Origin of the sequence: Thiocystis minor, from assembly GCF_016653465.1 — a bacterium.
In the GTDB taxonomy this organism is placed as follows: Bacteria; Pseudomonadota; Gammaproteobacteria; order Chromatiales; family Chromatiaceae; genus Chromatium; species Chromatium minus.
Map to the genome: position 1 here is coordinate 19,050 of NZ_NHSQ01000079.1, position 16,186 is coordinate 35,235.

Sequence of the window (16,186 nt, forward strand, 5' to 3'; positions counted from 1 at the left end):
CGTCACTTGCGATCCGCCCATCGCAGCCATGAGGAGAGACCTATGTCCACGACCGCCGATGCCCTGCCGCGCGGCGCCACCGCCGCCGATGCACATCTGGAGACCAAGCCTGGCCGCTGGATCACCAACTGGAACCCCGAGAAGACCGCTCAATGGGAGTCGGTCGGCAAGCGGATCGCGCGCCGCAATCTTATCTGGTCCATGTTCGCCGAGTTCCTCGGCTTCGCCATGATGGGCGTCTGGGGCATGGTCGTCCCGCGCCTGCCGGACGCGGGGTTCACCTTCACTGCCGACGAGCGTTTCTGGTTGATTGCCGCGCCGGGTCTGACCGGCGCCCTGATGCGCTTCCTCTATACCTTCACGGTCCCGGTGGTTGGCGGGCGCAACTGGACCATCGCCTCGGCCCTGCTGCTCATGATCCCCTCGGCGGGTCTTGCCTACGCCGTCAGCGATCCCTCGACCCCCTTCTGGCTGCTCATCATCATCGCGAGCCTCGCAGGATTGGGTGCGGGTAACTTTACCTCCTCCATGGTGAATATCTCCTTCTTCTATCCGGAACGCGTCAAGGGTGCCGCGCTGGGGCTGAACGCCTCAGGCGGCAATCTGGGGGTCGCCTGGGTACAGTTCACCGTGCCGATCGTCATCATCACCGCCGGCGGACTGGCGCTGGATCGCGCCGGCCTGATCTTCATCCCGCTGTGCCTCATCGCGGCGATGGGTGCATTCTTCTTCATGAACAACCTGACCTGCGCGCGGGCCGACATCAAGAGTTTCGGTTTGGCGCTGGCGGAGAAGAACACCTTCATCATCGCCTGGCTCTACATCGGCACCTTCGGCTCCTACATCGGCTACGCCAATACCTTCGCGACGCTTCTGAAGTCGGAGTTCCCCGAGGTGTCGATGAAGGTCGTCTTCGTCGGCGCGCTGCTCGGCGCCCTAGTGCGCCCCATCGGCGGCTGGCTGGCGGACCGCTACGGCGGGGCGCGCATGACCATGATCGTGTTCACCCTCATGTGCATCGGCAGCCTGGGTCTGGTGCTGACGCTGGAGCAGTTGAATTTCCCGCTCTTCCTCGGACTCTTCCTACTGCTGTTCGTCGCCGCTGGTATGGGCAATGGGACCGTCTATCGCATGATCCCGGCCGCCTTCCGGGCGCGCGCCATGGATCCGGAGACCGGTCAGCTCGACCCCGCCAAACTGGTCTCCGCGCGCCGTCTCGCGGGTGGCTGTATCGGTGTTGCCGGGGCGATCGGCTCGCTCGGCGCTTTCTTCATCCCCCGCGTCTTTGCCGAAGCTGGCATCGTCGGCGGCTTCGGGGTCTTCCTCGGCTGCTATGCCTCGATGCTCTTTATGACCTGGTATTTCTATCTGCGGCGAGGCTCGCCGATGTCGATCGCCAATGTCTAACCACCGATTCCGGAGGGATACGACCATGTTCAAGCACATCCTGGTTCCGACCGACGGAACCGATCTTGCGAAAGAGACCTGCCGGGCGGCGGCCGCCCTGGCGAAAACGCTTGGCGCTCGGATCACCGCCTACCATGCCAGGGAGCAGATCGCCTCGACCACCTTCTCGGCGGCGATCTTCGACGGCGATCTCGTCGACGCGAAGACCCGCGGGCAATTCGAGAAGGCGGTTGACGCGGCGGCGCGCAGCAGTCTGGACTTCGCCGAGAACATCTGCCGCGAGGCCGGCGTGCCTTGCAAGACCATGACGACAGCGACCGATAGTCCGCACGAGGGCATCCTCGATGCGGCCGATCAGTGTGGGGCTGATCTGATCTTCATGGCCTCGCATGGCCGCAAGGGCTTCAAGGCCAGACTGATCGGCAGCGAGGCGCAGCGGGTTTTGACGGAGACTCGGATCCCAGTGTTGATTTACCGATGGGGAGATGCGGTCTGATCCGGTCCAGCGCTTCGCTATCGGAACCGCGAAGGCGCAAAGGACGCAAAGGACGCAAAACAGAACCGAAGATTACCCCAGGTGTGCCGCTCATCACTTGGCTGAATGCCATCGGGTGAACGATGCACTGAAATCCTTCGTGTTCTTCGTGCCCTTTGCGGTTCACCCCATCTTGCTTGGCTGAAACCAAGAGGCCATGACGCCCATGACGCCCATGACGACCGGACTCGAGCTGACATCTTTCGACGACTTCCTGAAATTGGCCCGGCAACAAGCCGAGCCGCAGCAATTGCTCTTCGTGTTTACGCGCAACGAACTGCCCGCCGACCACACCCCCGATCAGGCCGCGTGCTTCGCTGCCGGCCAGGGCGGACATCTGGCACCGATCATCTGCGTGGACAAGGCGTTGCACGAGATCCCCGGCTTTGCGGCATTCGCCAGCGAGGCCGATGCACACATCGACGACTGGGCGGTGATTTTCGCCGCCGCCCTGCCAGGCATCGGCAACCGACCGCCCACGCCGCTCGCCATCAACCAGGCGCTCGACCGCATGGTCGAGACCGTGCGCGGCGGTCAGGTCGCGAGCTACCTGGCGTTTGATCGCGAGGGGATACCGCTGCGACTGGCGACCAGCCATTGAGGATCCGAGTCGGATCCGGCCCACCCACGCAACGCGATGGACCAGTCCGCGGCTGGATTCGACCGCTTCGCCCACCATGAGTCAGACTGAGATCCATTGATGACGACACCTATCGATTTGCTCGACGAACCACACAAGCCGCAATTCCCCGACGCGCCGAATCAGGCGCGCAAGGCGGCAACGGTCGAGGAAGCCCTGGCCGCCGCCATTGAGCTCAAGCCCGGTGTTGGACAGGTGCGGAAGCTCGCCAAGGAGCGGCGCGCGCGTCTCGCCGCCATCGGTAAAATGGGATTGCCGCCGGAGGACTGGTGAGCCCCTTGGAAACGCATCGAAATGAGAACGACAAGCGTCCTATCGGTCATTTGTCCCGTGATCACGGCCGCTTATCCGCAAAGGGTGCATGCGATCAACCAGGCGCTCGACCGCATGGTCGAAACCGTGCGCGGCGCGCAGGTCGCGAGCTGCCTGGCGTTTGATCGTGAGGGGATACCGCCGCGGCTGGCGACGAGCCACTGAGGATCGGCGATGTGTCACCAGGGGTAAGCCAGGCTCCCTGTCCATGCGAGCTGGCCGGTCAGATGAGTTTGGGTCAGGTGAACATATCCGCCGTGATGTTGCGAAACCAGTCGTGGGCGAAGCGGGCCTCGACTGCTCGGATGCGGTCATCGGCGTCGCTCGGAGAAATTCCACCGGCCCCCTCGACCTCGACGATCCGTCCGTCCGCGAGCGCGTAGACCCCCGCGACCGAGATCCCGTGCTCGGGCGCGATGAGGCTGTAGCAGGTATTGACGTAGGAGGGCTCCGGCGTTGGCGCGCCGGAGACGGCGGCGACGATGGCGGCCGCGCACACCTTGGCTTGGGAGTTCGCCGCATATCCGGATTTCGGCATGGTGCCGGCGATGCAGGCGTCGCCGATCACATGAATGTCCGGATGCAGGGTCGAGGCGAAGGTCCGCTGATCGACCGGACACCAGCCGCTGGCGTCGGTCAGCCCCGCTGATTCGGCCAGCGTGCCGGCCTTCTGGTGCGGAATCGGGTTGATGACCTGCCCTTGGAACTCCTCTACTTGTCCGATCAGGGTGCCGGTCTTGGGATCGATGCCTTCGACGATTCCACCCGATGCCCCCGAGACCCATTCGATCATGTCGCCGTAGTGCTGTTTCCAGCCGGCCTGAAACAACCCTTGTTTGGAGAAGGCGTCCTTGGCGTCGAGGATGAGGATCTTGGATTTCGGCTTGTGCTTTGTGAAGTAGTGGGCGACCTGTGCGGCGCGTTCGTAGGGGCCTGGCGGACAGCGAAAGGGGTTCGGCGGGGCCGTGATGATGAAGACCCCACCATCCTCCATCGCCTCCAACTGCTGGCGGAGCTTCAGCGTCTGGGGACCGGCCTTCCAGGCGTGCGGGAAACGCTCCGCCACTTCCTGGGTCAGCCCCTCGATCCTGTCCCAGCGGAAGCTGACGCCCGGTGAGAGGATCAGCTTGTCATAGTTGTAGCGGCCGCCGCTGGCGCCGCGAATGAAGTGCGCAACGGGGTCGATCTCCAGGATCTCGTCCTGCACCACCGCGATGCCGCGCCGCGCCAGTCCGCGATAGCCGAAGGTCAGATCCTTGAGGTCACGCTCCCCGCTCAGCACCTCGTTGCTCATGGCGCAGGAGAGGAACACCGGATCCTTTTCGATGAGGGTGACGCGGATCGCCGGGTCGGCCATGGTCAGATACTTGGCGGCGATGGTGCCGCCGAACCCGCCACCGACCACCAGCACCCGCGCCTTGGGCGCCGCCGCCGACACGCCGGGCGAGACACCGAGCATGGCCGCGCCGAGCGCGACCGCCGAGGATTTGAGGAAGGCCCTGCGCTGCAAGTCAGTCATCTGGATCGCCCTCATTTCTCGCTCTCATAGAATCCGGCCAAGGCTTCGATCTCCTGGTCCGACAGGGCCATGACGCGCTCGCCCATCTTGTTGGGATGACAGCGTCGGCCGATGTCCCGACAGATCTCCAGCGCATAGCGCAGATAGCCGGACCACTGACCCGCCATGCGGGGCGACTCGTTGTGCTGCCCGCGCCCGCCGTCTTCGTGGCAGCTCTCGCATTGACGCTCATGGATCTCGCGGCCCGCGTGGATGCGGTCGGCGACCGCGACCTGATCCGTGGAGACCCAGGGTTGTTCGCCGAAAAAGGCCGCGATCGCCCAGATTTCCTGATCGGAATAGCCCTTCATGATACGGCCCATGATGGTGGAAGGGCGCACGCCGAGCTTGTAGTCGCTGAGGACCGAAAACAGATAGCCGTTGTCCATGCCGCCGATGCTCGGCATCTGCGCTCCGGCGCTGGTGCCGTTGGTTCCGTGACAGCCGGCGCAGGTATTGGCGAGCATGCTCGGCGAACGCACGCCAGCGGCCTGAAGGTTCAGGCTGGTCAGCAGCCCGAGCGCGCACAAGGACAGCGAGGCGCGATGTCGCATGAGGAGTCTCCTTTGGTGGGGCGGGCGCCGAGCCGACGCAGCGCGTGGTTCCGCCGCGGTGCTGACGCTCTTTTTTTCGTTGTGCCGACTCTCTCCGAGCCGGGCGATCCTGGCCTTGATTTGGATCAAGGCCGAGCGGCCAATCGATGGGCACCTTCACGCAGGCGACAAAATTAAGGTCCGTCGCGCGGGCAGGCCATTCAGCCCGCCCGGCAGGGCCACGGACAGATCAGCCGTGACGCCGGAACCGACAGGCTCCCGTTCGCCTCCGCTGACCGATCATAAAAAAACCAAAGAGGAATGCACCATGAAGCGACAGCCGCAAGGCTCCATCGCGGGCACGCTGATCAGGGTCGGTCTCGCCTCGGGTCTGTTGATCCTGGCGACCGCGGCCAATGCCGCGCGTCCAGGCGGCGAGTTGGGCGTCGACTGGGGCGATCCGCGCGGTCAGGAATGCGTGGACTGCCACATGATCGAGAGTCCCGGACTCTATCTGGAGTGGAACAGCAGCCAGCACGGTCAGGCCGGCGTGACCTGTCTGGATTGTCATCAGGCCAAGGAGGGCGAGATCGACGCCTTCAAGCACGAGGACGCGCTGATTTCCATCGTCGTCACGCCGAAGGACTGCTCGACCTGCCACAAGACCGAGTTCGAGGAGATGGACGGCTCGCACCACGCCAAGGCCGGTCAGATTCTCGCCTCGCTCGACAATCTGCTCGGCGAGGTGGTCGGCGGTCCGGCCGCGGTCAATGCCGGCTGCAAGCAATGTCACGGCGGCGAACTGGAATTCATTACCGAGGGCAAGGACAAGGGCCGTCCCACGCCCGGCACCTGGCCCAACACCGGCATCGGCCGCGTCAATCCGGACGGCAGTCTCGGCTCCTGCACCGCCTGTCACGGACGCCATCGCTTCTCGCGCGCCCAGGCCCGCACGCCCGATACCTGCGGCAAGTGTCACGTCGGCCCCGACCATCCGCAGATCGAGATCTATAACGAATCCAAGCACGGCATCATCTACCGCGCCAAGGTCGACGAGATGAACCTGGAGTCGGATAAATGGGTCGCCGGCGTCGACTACAGCGCAGCCCCGACCTGCGCGACCTGCCACATGAGCGCCGGTCCAGGCATCGGTAAGACGCATAACGTCGGCGAACGGATCTCCTGGACCCTGCGCCCGCCCATCTCCACCAAGATCAATCTGGTCCGGCTGGAGAACGGCCAGGAATTCGACGTGCCCGAAGGCAAGGAGATCCCCAAGGTCGGCGACGCGGCCAAGGACTCCACCGTCATCGAGGTACTGACCTGGAAGGACCGCCGCGCCAAGATGGAGGCGGTCTGCTTCGGCTGTCATTCGACCAGCGTGATCGAGGGGCATTACAAACAGTTCGACGATGTCGTCGATCTCTATAACGAGAAATTCGCCAAGCCGATCGCCGCCGTCATGGACGAATTGAAAACGGCCGGCTACATCACGCCCGCGCCCTTCGACGAGAAGATCGAATGGGTCTGGTGGGAGATCTGGCATCACGAGGGACGCCGCGCCCGTCATGGCGCCTCCATGAACGGCCCGGACTACACCTGGTGGCACGGCATCTACGATGTCAGCAAGAACACCTACTTCGAGTGGATCCCCGAGCTGAAGGAAGTCGTGCACAAGAAGGACGGCAACGAAGATTTCGCCGACGCCATGCTAAAGAAGCACTTCGCCTCCAACGAAGGGCATGACTGGTACTTCAACGGCATGAGCACGGAGCAGCTCGACAATGTACGCAAGGGCTTCGAGGCCCGGTATGGGAAGGGCTCCATGAAGTAAGCCCTGGGAGAGCCGAGTGGGACTCGACCCTCCGGCCCACGGTCCGAACTCAGTAAACCGCGTACAACTCGGCGATCCCAGGTGCTCGACCGCGCGTTCCTGGGATTGCCGCCGCTCGCTCTATCCCGAGGAACCCTTATGCGTTTCACTTTTTCAACGCTCATCGCGCTCGCGATCCTGTCCCAGATGGCCGCTGCCACCGATGTCGCCGGACTCATCCGCGAGGGCGAGTCCAAGCTCCAGACCGGCGAGATCGATACGGCGGTGCGGGTGCTGGAACAGGCCGTCGCCCAGGATGCCCGTTCTCCGCTGGCCCACACCCGACTCGGCGGCGCCCTGCTCCTGAAACAGGATCAGACCGCCGCGATCGGCCAGTTCCGCGAGGCGATCATGCTTGACCCCCGCAACGCCCAAGCCTTCATCGGCATGGCCGTCGCCGAGATCCATCTCGGTCGCTACGGGTTGGCCCGCGCCGCCCTGGTCGAAGCGAAAGGCATTGATCCCGCTAAAGGCAAGGAGATCGACCGCCTCGTCGTCTGGCTCGATGGGCGTGGCGGTGCTGGATCAGGTGGCGAGTCGACGCACTGAGATTGGCTCATTTGATCTAGATCCAGGGAATGTGGTGCTCTGGCATCATGCCTGTGCCGTCGCCGAATGATCGGTAGTGACTTTACGCGGTTATGTGAAGCTTCACATAACCGCGTCCAACGGTCGCTCGGGTCAGCGGTGTGAGTGACGGCTCATGTCAAACTCCGTCCGATCCGCTTCCTGGGGCGAGTGATAGGTCATGGGTCATAGGACGAATCCACCTCTGAGTGCGAGGGGCGACTGTCGGTTCTGAGTCGTAAAAGGCCCCAGGTTCTGCCTGCGTTCGCCAGAAAAAAAGCGTGAATAAGTCGAGCGTGGCTGAAGTCTAGGCGGTTATCGGTAACCAGGCGCCATCGGTCAGCGAATCTGTTTGCGGTGGGCTGAAGCAGTCTGCCGAGGCCCTTCGTTTGGAAGGACGTCGAATGGATAAGAGCGTTTCGCAATGGATGTGGGAAATAGGTGGTTGGACGCCCGAGGTGCCATCAGCAGCGTCTTTTGTGGTGCTGGGGCACAACGAAACGCGGTAGACATCATGCCTTGGGCGTCTTCGCCGCCCAGACCACCGCCTCCACCCGGCTTTTCAATCCCAGCTTCTTGAGGATGTGCTTGACGTGGACCTTGATGGTGCCGACCGCGAGGTCGAGCTCGCGGGCGATGAGCTTGTTGCTCCAGCCCTGGGCGAGCAGCTCCAGGATCTCGCGCTCCCTGGGGGTCAGGTCGGCCTGGTCCGGGGTCTTGGGCAGCGGGGCGTCGCGCAGCGCGCGGGCGAGCAGCTCGGTGAGCTGGGGGCTGATGACGAGCCGCCCGCGCATGGCCTCGCGCAGCAGGGCGAGGATGTCCTCGGGCTCCATGTCCTTGAGCAGATAGCCGTCCGCCCCGGCGCGCAGCGCGGCGACGACATCGCTCTCGGTGTCGGAGACGGTGAGCATGACGACGCGGGCGTCGAGTGCGTCGTCGGCGCGCAGCCGCTTGAGCGTCTCGATACCGTCCAGGCCCTTCATGTTGAGGTCGAGCAGGACGAGATCGGGCTGGAGCGCGCGGGCGAGCCGCAGTCCGCTTTCGCCGTCCGCCGCCTCGCCGACCAGGCGCAGCGAGGGCTCCATGGCGATCAGGTCCGCAACCCCCTTGCGGAAGAGCGGGTGGTCGTCGATGACCAGGACGCGGGTGTCAATGGCCTCGTGCATGCTTCTTTAGCCTCCGGCGCCGGTTGCGACGCGCTCGTCCAGGATGATCACGGATGGGATGATCGCGGCTGTCTTCAGCCGCCCCCTTCAAGCCCGCGCGGGCGAAACGCCAGGCTGACGCGGGTACCTTCCGCCGGGCGGCTCGCGATCTGGAGTTTGCCGCCCAGCGTCTGGGCGCGCTCCCGCATGATGGTCAGGCCGTAATGCCCCCGCTCGGGGGGTGACTCGTCGAGGCCCTTGCCGTCGTCGGCGATAGTAACCTGGATCTCGTTCCCGGCGGTGTCGAGCTGGATCTGGCAGTGTCTCGCCTCGGCATGACGCACCACGTTGGACAGCGCCTCGCGGATAATCTGCATGACATGCACCTCTTCGTTCGGCGAGAGCAGCCCAGCGGGCAGGCTGTCGTCGAGCGCGATGGCAATGTCGCCGCGCCGGCGAAACTCCTCGGCCGTTTCGGCCAGTGCGTTGGCGAGCCCGCGCCCGTCGATGCGAAGCCGAAAGGTGGTCAGCAGCTCGCGGAGCTGGCGGTAGGCGCTGCCGAGGCCCTCGCGGATCTCGCTCAGGATCTCGGCGGGCGTGGGCAGGTTGCGATCGCTACCGCCGCCGGATTCGCGCAGTGCGGCCTCCAGGCGCGCGACCTGGATCTTGAGATAGGACAGCGACTGCGCCAGCGAGTCATGCAGCTCGCGCGCGAGGATGCCGCGCTCCTCGTGCAGGGCGAGCCGCCGGCTCTCATGCAGACGGCACATGAGGTGCAGGGCGTTGGCCAAGTGCCCGGCCAGCGCTTCGAGCAGCGGCTGCTGCCAGGGCTCCAGGGCGCCGCCGGGGGGAAGGGCGACGCGCAGGGTTCCGTAGACGCGGTCCGGGTCGCGAATCGCGAAACTAACGATCGGGGCGGCGTCGAAGTCGGGTGGCTCGGCCAGTGCCGGACCCGCGCAGAGACCGCAGTCGTCCACCGGACAGGAGGCGCCTGGCCGTCGGATGGGCGCGGTGCCGATACAGTCGCGGCCATTCACCCGCAGATCGTCGCGCAGACAGATGGCGACCCCCGCGAGCCCGAGCTGCTGGCGCATGTCCGCGATCACCTGGCCCAGCGTGGCGTCCGAGAGCGGCGACTCGTCGAGCGCGCGGCTGGTCCGATAGAGCAGGGACAGGGAGCGGTTGGAGCGCTCCAGGTCGCGGGTCTTGTCCGCCACCCGCTCCTCCAGCTTGCCGTAGAGGCGCGAGAGCCCCTGGGTCATGAGGTTCATGGCCGCGCCGACCCGTCCCAGCTCGTCGCTCCCGACGAAGCGGGTGTGGCCCGAGAAGTCGCCGCGACGGGCGCGGTCGGCGCCCTCCAGCAGCGCCCCGAGCGGTGCGACCACGCGGCGCCTGACCACCACCAGGCTGACCAGCACGAGCGCGATGATGAGGACCAGCGCGCTGGCCTGAATCCAGCGCAGCAGGTCGATGTGATGCTCGGCGCGCTCTTCCAGCACCCGTACCAGGGTGTGGATGTCGTCGACGAAATCGTCCACCTGGTCCAGATAGGCGAGACGCTCGGCGCGGATCGCGGGGGTGGGCTCGGGGGTCTCGCTGAAGCGGCGCAGGGTGTGGCGCATCTCGTGGGTCCAGCGCCAGCGCACCCGCTCGTAGGCGAGCCGCACCGGATCGCTCGCATCCAGCGGCAGCGCCGCCGTCAGCCGGGCGCTGATCAAACGCTGCTCGTATTCCGCCGCCAGTCGCTCGACCTCGGCGCGCCGCGCCGGCCAGGGGACGCGCTCGTCCGCCAGCGCCATGCCGATGCGGTAGGACTGCATGCGCAGGGTGCCGGACTGGTTCACCGCCGTCGCCATCCCCCGATTGATCTCCGCGATCACGAGCGAGCTGACCATGCCGGTCACGCCCAGGGCGACGACCCCGGCCAGCAAGAAGCCCAGGACGACCAGGATCGGCCGTCGCCGGGATGGATCGCGCGATCTGTTCATGTGGATGGCATCAGGCACCCTGGGATTGATGACTCGATTAGGTTATGCCTCAACTGGAGGCTTGAGAATCTGATATTTTTGGTTATAGTTATTACTGTATGTTTTATATGTTACAAATATATCCCTTGCTTACATCGGAGTCCGGATTTGAGCTTTCTCGCCCTTTTCATCAGCTTGCCCAGCAAGGCTTCGACCGGCCGCATGCGTGTCTGGCGCGCGCTCAAGGCGCTGGGTTGCGCCACCCTGCGCGACGGTGTCTACCTGCTGCCTGAGTCATCCGAGCATGCAACGGCCCTGGAGGAAGTGGCCGGGGAGGCGCTGGACGCTCAGGGCAGCGGCGAGGTCTATCGCCTGTCGGGATGCGACGATGCTCAGGAGGCCAGGCTGCGGTCTCTGTTCGACCGTGGCGAGGACTATGCCGCCGTCGTCGAGGATGCGCGCCGCCTGCGGGCCGACCTGAAGGGCACCGACGGCGCCGCGGCCGTCGGGCGTAGGATGCAATCCCTGACGCGCCGGTTCGAGCAGGTGGTGCGGGTGGACTTCTTCCCTGGCGAGTCCCAGCGGCAGGCGCTGGCGGTCGTGGACGAGTCACGCGAGGTGCTCGCCCGGCATCTTTCCCCCGACGAGCCAACCGCTCGGCAGACGGCGATTGCGAGCCTGGATCGCACCACCTACCGCAATCGCACCTGGGCCACGCGGGCGCGTCCCTGGGTCGACCGGCTCGCCTCGGCCTGGCTCATCCGGCGTTTCATCGATCCGGACGCGCACATCGTCTGGCTGGCCAGCCCCGCCGACTGCCGGGCCGACTGGCTCGGCTTCGACTTCGACGGTGCCGCCTTCAGCCACGTGGGGACGAAGGTCACCTTCGAGACGCTGCTGGCGAGCTTCGGGCTGGAGTCCGACTCGGCGCTCGCGCGGTTGGGTGAACTGGTGCATTGCCTGGATGTGGGCGGGCTGCCGGTGCATGACGCTCCGGGCATCGAGTCGCTGCTTGCGGGATTGCGGGCATCCGAGTCCGACGACGACACACTGCTGGCGCGGGCGTCCGAGGTCTTCGACTGGCTGCTGCGAACTTACAAGGAGCAAACCCAATGAACGCCCCGCCCCCGTCACAATCGCGGCCCGCCTATCCCTCCTTTTCGGATGCCTTCGTCTACTGGCTGAAGCTCGGCTTCATCAGCTTCGGCGGCCCGGCCGGGCAGATTTCCATCATGCATCAGGAACTGGTGGAGAAACGCCGCTGGATCTCCGAGCGCCGCTTCCTGCACGCACTCAACTACTGCATGGTTCTGCCCGGTCCCGAGGCCCAGCAGCTCGCCATTTACATCGGCTGGCTGCTGCACCGCACCTGGGGCGGCATCGTCGCCGGAACACTGTTCGTGCTGCCATCCCTGTTCATCCTGGCGGCCTTGACTTACGTGTACATGGCCTTTGGCGACCTCACCTTCGTCCAGGGCGTGTTCAACGGCATCAAGCCCGCCGTGGTGGCCATCGTCGTATTCGCCGCCTGGCGCATCGGCTCGCGGGCCTTGAGGAACAGGGTGCTGTGGACCCTGGCGGCGGCTTCCTTCGTCGCCATCTTCGCCTTGCAGGTGCCCTTCCCCTACATCGTGCTGGGCGCCGGCATGCTGGGCGTCATCGGCGGCAGGCTCATGCCGGACAAGTTCAAGATCGGCGGCGGCCACGGGGCTTCCAGCCAGCAATACGGTCCGGCCGTGCTCGACGACGATACGCCCGCGCCGGCGCACGCCAGGTTCAGACACCTGTACCTGGCCCTGCTGCTGGCGGCGGCGCTGGTCATCTGGGGCGCGGCCATGCTGACCCTGAGCGACCCGGTGCTGAAGGATATGGGCGAGTTCTTCACCAAGGCCGCCCTGGTCACCTTCGGCGGTGCCTACGCCGTGCTGCCCTACGTCTACCAGGGCGGCGTGGAGACCCATGGCTGGCTCACCGCCACCCAGATGATCGACGGCCTGGCCTTGGGCGAGACCACGCCGGGGCCGCTGATCATGGTGGTGTCTTTCGTCGGCTTCGTCGGTGCCTGGACGAAAGAGATCTTCGGCCCGGACGCCCGGCTCCTGGCCGGCCTCGCCGGTGCCTGCGTGGCGACCTTTTTCACCTTCCTGCCCAGCTTCGTCTTCATCCTGGCCGGCGCGCCGCTGGTGGAATCCACCCATGGCGATCTCAAGTTCACCGCGCCACTGTCCGCCATCACCGCTGCCGTGGTCGGCGTCATCCTCAACCTGGCCCTGTTTTTTGGCTGGCACGTGATCTGGCCGCGCGCCAGCGAGGCGGCGCCGTTCTCCGGCGGCTTCGAGTGGTTCTACGCCCTGATCTCGGTGGCCGCCTTCATGGCCCTGTGGAAGTACAAGCAGGACGTCATGAAGGTCATCGGGGTCTGCGCGGTCATCGGCCTCGTTTACACCCACGTCGTTTGATGCGCGAGACAACGCCGGCCGCAAGGAGAGACCCATGAAAACCCGCGATGCTTTCACCACGCTTGCCGCGCCCAGGGCCAGTAAAGCGAAGCTCAAGGCCGATCCGTTCACGGGCAAGGTGAGCCTGACATGACTCAGGCGGCGCCCCTGCTGTCGGTGCGCGGGATCAGCAAAGGCTACGGCGAGGCGCTGGTGCTCGACGATGTCGATTTCGATCTGTCGCACGGCGAGATCCTCGGCATCATCGGCCCCAACGGCGCCGGCAAGACGACGCTGATGGAGTGCCTGGTCGGTCTACTGGCCGCCGACGGCGGCGACGTCAGCCTTGGCGGCACACCGATCCCTGTCAAGCGACGGCGCGAGGCGATGTTCTACCTGCCCGACGGCATCGCACCGTGGAGCGATCAGCCGGTCTGGCGCGTCACCGGGCTGTTCCGCGAACTGCATGGCTTTCCCCTGGATCGGGAAGCCAGGGTGCTTCGTTGGCTGGAACTGACGCCGGTAATGGCCAAGCGGGTGGACGCGCTCTCCAAGGGCTACCGGCGCCGTCTGCTGCTGGCGCTGGCGCTGCTCACGCCGCAGCCAATCCTGATTCTCGACGAGCCGTTCGACGGCTTCGACCTGCGTCAGACCCTGCACGTCATGGACCTGCTGCGCGAGGTGGCCGCCGAGCGGGCGCTGATCCTCTCCATCCATCAACTGAAGGACGCCGAGCGCATCTGCGACCGTCTGCTGCTGCTCGATGCCGGCCGCCGCCTGGGGCTGGGCACGCTGGCGGAACTGGCGGAACTGGCGAGCGCGGGCAAAGCCGATCTTGAGGAGGTGTTCCTTGGTCTCACCGCATGAGTCCGTCGCCGTGGTACGCCCGCTGGCCGCGCTATTCCGCCACGAGCTGCGCCGGCTGCTCGCCGGCCGCGCCTTCTGGGCGCTGCTGCTGATCCTGGCGCCGCTGGCCGGTTACGGCTACGTCGAGGCGGCGCGTCTGTTCGGCGAGGCCAGCCGCACCGCGCTGCAATTTCCGGAAATGGCGCGCGCCATGACACCGCTGGACGGCATCCTGGTGCCTACCCTCGGCGCCTTTTATCTGGGCACGACGCTGCTGTTTCCCTTCGTCGCCATCCGCGCCCTCGGCCAGGACCGGGAAAGTGGCGCCCTCAAGCTGGCGCTGCAATGGCCGCTGCCCCTTGCCTTGCAGGTTGCGGCGAAGCTCGCGGCGGTGGGGACCGCCTGGTTCATGAGCCTCGTCGTGCCGCTCTCGGCACTGGCTTTCTGGCGGTTGTCCGGCGGTCATCTGGCTTTTGCCGAGACCGCCAACCTTTTCCTCGGTCACGCCCTCTACGCGCTGGCGGTGGCCGGCATCGCCTTCTTCGCGGCGGCGCTCGCCGAATCGGCGGCCACCGCCGCCATCGTGACGCTAGCCTTCACCCTCGGCTTCTGGGTGCTCGATTTCGCCGCCGCCACCGGCCCGGAATGGCTGAAGGCGCTGGGCGATCTCTCGCCCACCCAGGCGCTCAAGTCCTTCGAGCGCGGGCTGTTCCCGGTGGGCCAGGCCGCCGCTCTGGCGGTGATGGGGCTGGGTCTGGCGGCGCTCTGCACGCTGATCCTGCCACCCGGCTTGTCCGCGCGCGCGCGATGGATGCGTGGCAGTGCCGGAGTTGGCGCGCTGCTGACGCTTCTGGCGGCGGCGTTGACGCCGCAGTCGGTCGATCTGGCCGAGGACCGCCGCAACAGCTTCAACCCGGCCGACGAGGCGGAGCTCGCCCGCATGGACCGGGGGTTGACGATCACGCTGCATCTTGCACCGGAAGATAGCCGTGCCCGCGAATACGCGAGCAACCTGCTGGGCAAGCTCAAGCGCCTGGTGCCGGGTCTGACCGTGCGCTGGGCGGAAACTGGCAAGACGGGCATCTTCGGTGCCGCCCAGGACGACCGCTACGGGCTGATCGTCTACCAGTACGGCGAGCAGCGCGCGGAAAGCCGCTCCAACAGTCCGCGCGAGATCCTGCCGCTGCTGCACGAACTGGCCGGCGTCCAGGTGACGCCGGTGGCGCTTGAGCCCTATCCGGGCCACCCGCTGGTGGCCGATGCGCGGATGGCTGAAATCTGGTTCTACGCACTGCTGCCGATCCTGATCCTGCTGGCCGCCGGGCTTCTCGCCCGACCCGGCCGGCTTCCGTCCCATCTTCGAGCGATCCAAGGAGCGCCGCCATGAAACGACACGTTCTTCCCCTACTGCTCGCCGCCCTGGCGTCCCCCGTCCTCGCCGCGCCATCGGTGCAGGGTTTCGACAGCGAGACCGTCGGCGCCGAGCCCAAGTCCTTCGCCGCCGCCGTGGGCAACTGGATCGTCGTCGACGACGGCGGCAACAAGCGCCTGTCGGTCAACGGCACCAAATGGGCGCGCGGCCAGACCTCGGCCGGGCTCGCCGACAAGGCCCGCGCCCTCTACGGCGAGCGCTACGCCGAATTCCTCGACAACGTTCAGTCCTATGCCTACTACCCCATCGCGGTGATGAACGACGTGGCGGATTTCAAGGAAGGTACGATCACGCTGCGCTTCAAGGGCGTGGCCGGACGCATCGACCAGGCGGCGGGCATTCTCTTCGACGTTCAGCCCAACGGCGACTATCTGACCCTGCGTGCCAACTGCCTCGAAGACAATCTGGTGCTGTTCAGAACTCAGAAAGGCAAACGCTCCTCGGTCGAATGGGTGCGCAACACGCCGACCCCCAACGACCAGTGGCACGAACTGAAACTGACCGTCACGGGCAACAGGGTCGAGGGCTGGCTGAATGGCAAGCGCTATCTGGAGCACAAGCTGTCCGGGCCGGTCTCGGGCCGCGTCGGACTATGGTCCAAGGCCGACAGCCTGGTGTATTTCGACGACTTCCGAGTCGAGCCGTCGGGCCGGTAGCGGGACAGCACGGCCACTACCTGGCGCTACCTGCCAACGGCCCCAGGCACGCCTTGAAGGTGGGTGTCGCGGATCGGCGACGGGCCAAAGGGAGTACCACCAAATCGCCAAAGCGAGAATCCCGGCGCGCCGCGCGCTGGATGTTTGGATGAAAGAGCCATGATTTCAGTCGCTTGGGTTCAATGGGCGACTACCACCAAGGAGGTATCTAGGAGTCTTTCGCTTGGTCTTTCAACGGCTTGCGCTACTTCAGGGAAAGCCTAGTCTTGCGCTAAAT

The 16,186-nt window shown here is 65.6% G+C and carries 16 protein-coding genes; 12 read left to right on the forward strand and 4 right to left on the reverse strand.

Annotation, left to right across the window (positions count from 1 at the left end):
- The first annotated feature begins 42 nt into the window (after window positions 1–42).
- The 5 genes from CCR95_RS10820 (at window position 43) to CCR95_RS10840 (ending at window position 3,059) form a co-directional block, all read left to right on the forward strand.
- Complete coding sequence (locus CCR95_RS10820; RefSeq protein WP_201094236.1) at window positions 43–1,407, forward strand: MFS transporter; 1,365 nt, start codon at window positions 43–45, stop codon at window positions 1,405–1,407.
- A gap of 25 nt (window positions 1,408–1,432) precedes the next feature.
- Window positions 1,433–1,903 (forward strand): universal stress protein, encoded by a 471-nt coding sequence (locus CCR95_RS10825; protein WP_201094238.1) that lies wholly within the window; start codon window positions 1,433–1,435, stop codon window positions 1,901–1,903.
- A gap of 205 nt (window positions 1,904–2,108) precedes the next feature.
- Complete coding sequence (locus tag CCR95_RS10830) at window positions 2,109–2,543, forward strand: ribonucleotide reductase subunit alpha (protein ID WP_207188588.1); 435 nt, start codon at window positions 2,109–2,111, stop codon at window positions 2,541–2,543.
- A 99-nt stretch (window positions 2,544–2,642) separates the two neighbouring features.
- Complete coding sequence (locus CCR95_RS10835; RefSeq protein ID WP_201094240.1) at window positions 2,643–2,855, forward strand: hypothetical protein; 213 nt, start codon at window positions 2,643–2,645, stop codon at window positions 2,853–2,855.
- Between the two features lie 57 nt (window positions 2,856–2,912).
- Window positions 2,913–3,059 carry a hypothetical protein gene (locus CCR95_RS10840; RefSeq protein ID WP_201094241.1) on the forward strand — a complete coding sequence of 49 codons (147 nt, stop codon included), beginning with the start codon at window positions 2,913–2,915 and terminating at the stop codon, window positions 3,057–3,059.
- A 73-nt stretch (window positions 3,060–3,132) separates the two neighbouring features.
- Here CCR95_RS10840 and CCR95_RS10845 read toward each other — a convergent pair whose 3' ends face one another.
- Both CCR95_RS10845 and CCR95_RS10850 read right to left on the reverse strand, forming a co-directional pair.
- Window positions 3,133–4,413, reverse strand: coding sequence for an NAD(P)/FAD-dependent oxidoreductase (locus CCR95_RS10845; RefSeq protein ID WP_201094242.1), 1,281 nt, complete (start codon window positions 4,411–4,413; stop codon window positions 3,133–3,135).
- Between the two features lie 11 nt (window positions 4,414–4,424).
- Entirely contained in the window at window positions 4,425–5,006 is a 582-nt protein-coding gene (locus CCR95_RS10850; RefSeq protein ID WP_201094243.1) for a c-type cytochrome, read from the reverse strand.
- Window positions 5,007–5,313: 307 nt separating this feature from the next.
- On the opposite strand from CCR95_RS10850, the gene CCR95_RS10855 reads away from it, so the two are divergent.
- Both CCR95_RS10855 and CCR95_RS10860 read left to right on the forward strand, forming a co-directional pair.
- A complete protein-coding gene (locus CCR95_RS10855; RefSeq protein ID WP_201094244.1) occupies window positions 5,314–6,819 on the forward strand; it encodes a multiheme c-type cytochrome in 1,506 nt (501 codons plus the stop codon).
- 138 nt (window positions 6,820–6,957) lie between these two features.
- Window positions 6,958–7,407: a tetratricopeptide repeat protein gene (locus CCR95_RS10860; RefSeq protein ID WP_201094245.1), complete on the forward strand. Its 450-nt coding sequence runs from the start codon at window positions 6,958–6,960 to the stop codon at window positions 7,405–7,407.
- Between the two features lie 530 nt (window positions 7,408–7,937).
- Here the strand turns inward: CCR95_RS10860 and narL are convergent.
- A complete protein-coding gene (gene narL / locus CCR95_RS10865) occupies window positions 7,938–8,591 on the reverse strand; it encodes a two-component system response regulator NarL (protein WP_201094246.1) in 654 nt (217 codons plus the stop codon).
- A gap of 74 nt (window positions 8,592–8,665) precedes the next feature.
- Window positions 8,666–10,558: an ATP-binding protein gene (locus tag CCR95_RS10870; protein ID WP_201094248.1), complete on the reverse strand. Its 1,893-nt coding sequence runs from the start codon at window positions 10,556–10,558 to the stop codon at window positions 8,666–8,668.
- 147 nt (window positions 10,559–10,705) lie between these two features.
- On the opposite strand from CCR95_RS10870, the gene CCR95_RS10875 reads away from it, so the two are divergent.
- From CCR95_RS10875 to CCR95_RS10895, 5 genes are all read left to right on the forward strand, one after another.
- A complete protein-coding gene (locus CCR95_RS10875) occupies window positions 10,706–11,653 on the forward strand; it encodes a chromate resistance protein ChrB domain-containing protein (protein WP_242523179.1) in 948 nt (315 codons plus the stop codon).
- Complete coding sequence (gene chrA, locus CCR95_RS10880; RefSeq protein ID WP_201094249.1) at window positions 11,650–12,996, forward strand: chromate efflux transporter; 1,347 nt, start codon at window positions 11,650–11,652, stop codon at window positions 12,994–12,996. The genes CCR95_RS10875 and chrA overlap by 4 nt, the downstream gene beginning before the upstream one ends.
- 129 nt (window positions 12,997–13,125) lie before the next feature.
- Window positions 13,126–13,842 carry an ATP-binding cassette domain-containing protein gene (locus CCR95_RS10885; RefSeq protein WP_201094251.1) on the forward strand — a complete coding sequence of 239 codons (717 nt, stop codon included), beginning with the start codon at window positions 13,126–13,128 and terminating at the stop codon, window positions 13,840–13,842.
- Complete coding sequence (locus CCR95_RS10890; RefSeq protein WP_201094253.1) at window positions 13,811–15,208, forward strand: ABC transporter permease subunit; 1,398 nt, start codon at window positions 13,811–13,813, stop codon at window positions 15,206–15,208. Before CCR95_RS10885 ends, CCR95_RS10890 begins: the two co-directional genes overlap by 32 nt.
- The gene (locus CCR95_RS10895) at window positions 15,205–15,909 is read left to right on the forward strand and encodes a 3-keto-alpha-glucoside-1,2-lyase-like domain-containing protein (RefSeq protein WP_201094255.1); all 705 of its coding nucleotides are present in this window, start codon (window positions 15,205–15,207) and stop codon (window positions 15,907–15,909) included. Before CCR95_RS10890 ends, CCR95_RS10895 begins: the two co-directional genes overlap by 4 nt.
- Window positions 15,910–16,186 lie beyond the last annotated feature (277 nt).